The organism is Alteromonas sp. 14N.309.X.WAT.G.H12 (genome assembly GCF_036697315.1).
Classification (GTDB): Bacteria; Pseudomonadota; Gammaproteobacteria; order Enterobacterales; family Alteromonadaceae; genus Alteromonas.
Genome location: NZ_JBAHZB010000171.1, coordinates 1 through 4,806, shown reverse-complemented (window position 1 = coordinate 4,806; position 4,806 = coordinate 1). Strand labels below are relative to the sequence as shown.

The window sequence follows — 4,806 nt, the reverse complement described above, 5'->3', positions numbered from 1 at the left end:
ATCCCCGTACTGTTTGGTCAACGCGCAATGTACTCTACCCGTTTGGTCAATGTCCATTTCTGGCTTGCCACCATTGGTGTTGTACTTTATATCGTTGCCATGTGGATGTCAGGGGTACTGCAAGGCCTTATGTGGCGAGCAGTTAACGCTGATGGCACATTAACCTATAGTTTTGTTGAATCGTTAGAAGCGTCTAAACCCTTCTACGTTGTACGCTTTATAGGTGGAATATTTGTTGTCGCCGGTATGCTTGTTATGGCTTACAACACGTGGAAAACCGTGCGTGCGCCGAAAGGCAGTATTGCAGTTGAACCTGCAGCACAAGCAGCATAAGGGAGAGTTGTTGTGAAAAATCCACATGAGTTAGTCGAGAAAAATGTCGGTTTACTGACGATTCTTATCTTAGTCGCCATCAGTTTCGGCGCCATGGTACAGATCACCCCATTAATGTTCCAACAACAGGTTATGGAACCGGTAAAAGGGCTTAAACCCTACACCGCCCTGCAACTTGAAGGTCGTGATATCTATATTCGTGAAGGTTGCGTTGGCTGTCATAGCCAAATGATCCGTCCTTTCCGTGCAGAAACGGAACGCTATGGTCATTATTCTGTTGCCGGTGAATCGGTATGGGAACATCCTTTTTTGTGGGGTTCAAAACGCACTGGGCCCGATTTAGCCCGAGTTGGCGGTCGATACAGTGATGAATGGCATCGTGTCCATCTGCTTAATCCCCGTAACGTGGTACCGGAGTCAAACATGCCTGGTTTCCCTTGGTTAGCAGAAAATACCCTTACCGGTGAAGACACTGCTGCAAAAATGACGGTATTTCGCGGCTTCGGTGTTCCCTACACCGATGAAGATATTGCTGGTGCGAAAGCGGCAGTTGAAGGTAAAACCGAAATGGTTGCCCTCATTGCCTATCTTCAATCCCTCGGCACGTATTTGAAATAGTATGGATCAGGGAATTATTGGCAGCATATTTACTGTCGTCGTATTTGTTTGCTTTATCGGTGTGGTCTGGTGGGCGTTTAGCGGTCATAACAAAAAGAAGTTTGATGAAGCGGCTAACCTACCTTTCGCTGATGAAGTGAAAGAAGAATCAAAAAAAGATAAGCAGGAGTCTTGAACTCATGAGCATGTTTTGGACAATCTGGATCTCGGTGATATCGCTGGGAACTATAATCGGCTGCTTCATCCTATTGCGTTGGACCTTATCCAACCAAACGGGTGTGGCAGAAGGCGAAGGGATGGGTCACGTTTTCGATGGCATTGAAGAAATAAACAATCAATTGCCCCGTTGGTGGACCATCTTATTTTATGTGTGCATTGTATGGGCATTGGTCTATTTGGCACTCTACCCCGGACTGGGGACTTTCCAAGGTTTACTTGGGTGGAAAAGTTCAAATCAGAATATTCACTCGTTAGCAGAATCGGCACAAGCGCGTATTGACGCTAAAGAAGCCGGTATGCTGGTGGCTTATGATCGCGAATTAGATAAAGCCGCAGAAGAATATGATCCGATTTTTGAAGCTTACGCCAAAGTCCCCGTTGAAGAACTGGTAAATAACCCAGAAGCCATTAAAGTTGGACAGCGTTTGTTCTTACAAAACTGCTCCCAATGTCACGGTTCTGATGCCCGCGGCGCCAATGTGGGTTTCCCTAACCTTACTGACGATGATTGGTTATACGGTGGCACAGGCGCTAAGATTGTTGAAACAATCACTAACGGGCGCCAGGCAGCGATGCCCGCATGGTTAGCCACACTGGGTGAAGATGGCATTAAGGAAACTGTGGCTTATGTATTAAGCTTAAGTGGTCGTGAGCAAACGCCAGAAATGGAAGCTCTGATCCCTGCCGGTAAAACCCGCTTTGCGGTGTGTGCGGCTTGTCACGGCATGGACGGAAAAGGCAATCAAATGCTTGGCGCGCCTAACCTTACCGATAACATATGGTTATATGGTTCATCGGAACGCTCGGTGACGGAAACCCTGACCCATGGCCGAAATGGCGTCATGCCCTCATTTAAAAACACTTTGGGTGACGACAAAATACACGTTGTCGCAACCTATGTTTACAGTTTATCCCATTAAATATATCTAGCGTGAAAAGCCCCGTGTTGTCGGGGCTTTTTTGTGTGAAAATAGGAGACGAAATACGTCTACATCAACGTTTTTTAAGCTATTTTTTTGTTACGTTCAATTTTTCAATAGCAGTTATAGGGTGGATAACCGTCGTGATAAATGATCCATGGTATAAGCAATTCTGGCCCTGGTTTTTAATCTTTGTTCCTGTTATCACTGTGGTCATGGGAGGGGTATTAATGTATTTGGCCACGGCCACTGAAGATAGTTTAGTGATTGACGACTATTACAAAGAAGGGAAAGCCATTAATGCTTTATTAGATAAAGAAACGAAGGCAAAAACACTCAATATTACGACAGAACTCACCGTAGAGGGGGATCGTGTGGCGGTTAAGTTCCACTCAGGTATTCCTACAGACGGCGCTGCCATCCAAATCGCCTTTTACCACGTGACCCTCGAAGCCCTCGATACCACATTACTACTTACCCGTGATGCCAATGGCGTATACCGTGGTGTGGCCGAGCGTAAATTAGAAGGAAAGTGGCGTGTCACACTGTCACCCTTAAATGACGAGTGGAAAATACAAAATACCTTAACGTTACCCCTATCTCAGCCTGTTAGTTTTAATCCGTGACCGATAAAGAATATTGTTACCACTGCGGTGAAGTCATCGATCCGCACCATGTTTATACCACTTTTGTGCTTGGTGAAAAGCGCCAAATGTGTTGCCCGGGTTGCCAAGCGGTGGCCCAGGCCATTGTGGATAACGGCTTGGAAGACTATTACCGTTTTCGTACTGCGCCGGCGGCAAAAGGCGACGATGCACTCGTTTCCACGATGGCGAAACTGGCGGTCTATGACGAGCCAGCCCTACAGGAAGAATTCGTCATTGATGACGGCGATGACAAACAAATTGAGCTAACCTTAGAAGGGATCACGTGTGCAGCTTGTGGCTGGCTAATTGAAAAGCAATTATCAAAAGTCTCCGGGATCCGACAAGTTTCTGTAAATGTGGCCCAGCGGCGGGCGTTTGTAACCTGGCTTCCTTCCCTACTCTCTTTAAGTCAAATCATGGAAACCTTGCAACGAATAGGCTATCCGGCCTTACCTTTTCAACCGGATCAGCACGAAGCCTCCTATAAAAAAGAAGATAAACAATTTTTAAAAAAGCTAGGGCTTGCAGGCATTATGTCCATGCAGGTGATGATGCTAGCGGCGGCATTATATTTTGATTTGCTCGGTAACATGGAGGCACAAACCCGCGCCTATTTCCATTGGGTAGCCCTGACCTTAACCACCCCGGTGGTATTCTATTCTGGTAGCACCTTTTATTTAGGCGCCATAAAAGCCCTTAGCGCGAAAACCGTGAATATGGATGTGCCTGTCTCCATCGCGATGTTTGGCACTTATGTGGCAGGTATTAAAGCAACCTTATTGCAACGGGGTGACGTGTATTTTGAGTCTATTTGCATGTTCATCTTTTTATTGTTACTTAGCCGTTATTTAGAACATAGAAGCCGTCATAAGGCCGCACAAATCTCAGCCAATATGATGCAATATATTCCGGTTACAGCGACTTTATTAAACGAGGAAGGTGAACAACAACAAGTTCTCGCTAAATCATTACAGGCCAATGAGGTTGTCACTGTTAAAGCGGGAGAAACCGTCCCAGTTGACGGCATCGTCCTATCTGGGCAGTCGGCCATAGATGAGTCCATGTTGACCGGTGAATTTAAACCGGCCAACAAAATAGTGGGTGACAAGGTTTACGGCGGTACAGTCAACCAAACCAGTACCTTAACAGTGAAAGTAACCAACACGTTAAAAAACGCGTTGGTCAACCAAATCATTCGTCTGCAAAGTAAAGCCATGGTCAGTAAGCCTCGGGTCGCCCAGCTGGCCGATACGTTATCCAGTTATTTTGTGTTTGCAGTACTTCTTATTGCCACTTCCACCTTTTTGGTTTGGCATTGGCTGGGCAATGAAAATGCGTTTTGGATCACTATTTCCGTACTTGTGGCAACTTGCCCTTGCGCCTTAGGCCTGGCCACCCCCTCAGCGCTTACCTGTGCCATGGCATATTTAAATCGCCGCGGCGTTTTACTTAAGCGAGCCGACGCCCTTGAACAATTAAACAAGGTGGATACGGTGGTGTTTGATAAAACCGGTACTCTTACAGAAGGCCTTTTTGCCATCGCTAAGCAATGGATAGCGCCCAATGCCACCAACGAAGAGGTGTTGGAAGTTATGGCCTCGTTAGAAGCGTTGTCAGAACACCCCATCGCCCGGGCGTTTACGGGAAAACGCACAAAAGCAGTGACAGATTTTTCCGTACATGTTGGTGAAGGTATTAGCGGTGTCATTGATGGCAAGAGCTATCGTGCTGGTACAGCGAAGTTTGCTTGTCCAAACGCATCCCCAGCGGTGGTAGGGGCAAATGTCTTTTTAAGCTGTAACGGCCATTATATGGCGGCGTTTCAAGTTGCCGACAAAATCAAGGACGATGCTCCTGCCCTTATCAAGGCGTTTAGCGGTAAAAAATTGGTGCTTCTAAGTGGCGATATTCAACAGAATGTTGGGGCGGTGGCCCGTCAGTTAGGTATTGAAGAAGCCATTGGTGGCAATACGCCCAAACAAAAATTTGCCTATGTGCAACAACGACAGCAATCAGGTAGCAGCGTCATGATGTTGGGTGATGGCATTAATGATGCGCCGGTATTAGCC

At 46.7% G+C, this 4,806-nt stretch carries 6 protein-coding genes; all 6 read left to right on the top strand.

The genetic code is table 11. The features are described from left to right. A partial coding sequence (locus tag V5298_RS19825; RefSeq protein ID WP_332933152.1) for a cbb3-type cytochrome c oxidase subunit I occupies positions 1–333 on the top strand: 333 nt, incomplete at its 5' end. A 12-nt stretch (positions 334–345) separates the two neighbouring features. After that, positions 346–951, top strand: coding sequence for a cytochrome-c oxidase, cbb3-type subunit II (gene ccoO / locus V5298_RS19820; RefSeq protein ID WP_332933151.1), 606 nt, complete (start codon positions 346–348; stop codon positions 949–951). 1 nt (position 952) lies between these two features. After that, on the top strand, positions 953–1,126 hold the full coding sequence (locus V5298_RS19815; RefSeq protein ID WP_216027845.1) for a cbb3-type cytochrome oxidase subunit 3: 174 nt from the start codon (positions 953–955) through the stop codon (positions 1,124–1,126). Between the two features lie 4 nt (positions 1,127–1,130). Next, a complete protein-coding gene (gene ccoP / locus V5298_RS19810) occupies positions 1,131–2,090 on the top strand; it encodes a cytochrome-c oxidase, cbb3-type subunit III (protein ID WP_332933150.1) in 960 nt (319 codons plus the stop codon). A 146-nt stretch (positions 2,091–2,236) separates the two neighbouring features. Continuing rightward, a complete protein-coding gene (locus V5298_RS19805) occupies positions 2,237–2,716 on the top strand; it encodes a FixH family protein (protein WP_332933153.1) in 480 nt (159 codons plus the stop codon). Then, positions 2,713–4,806: heavy metal translocating P-type ATPase (locus V5298_RS19800; RefSeq protein ID WP_332933149.1), on the top strand; the 2,094-nt coding region annotated here is incomplete at its 3' end. The genes V5298_RS19805 and V5298_RS19800, both read left to right, overlap by 4 nt.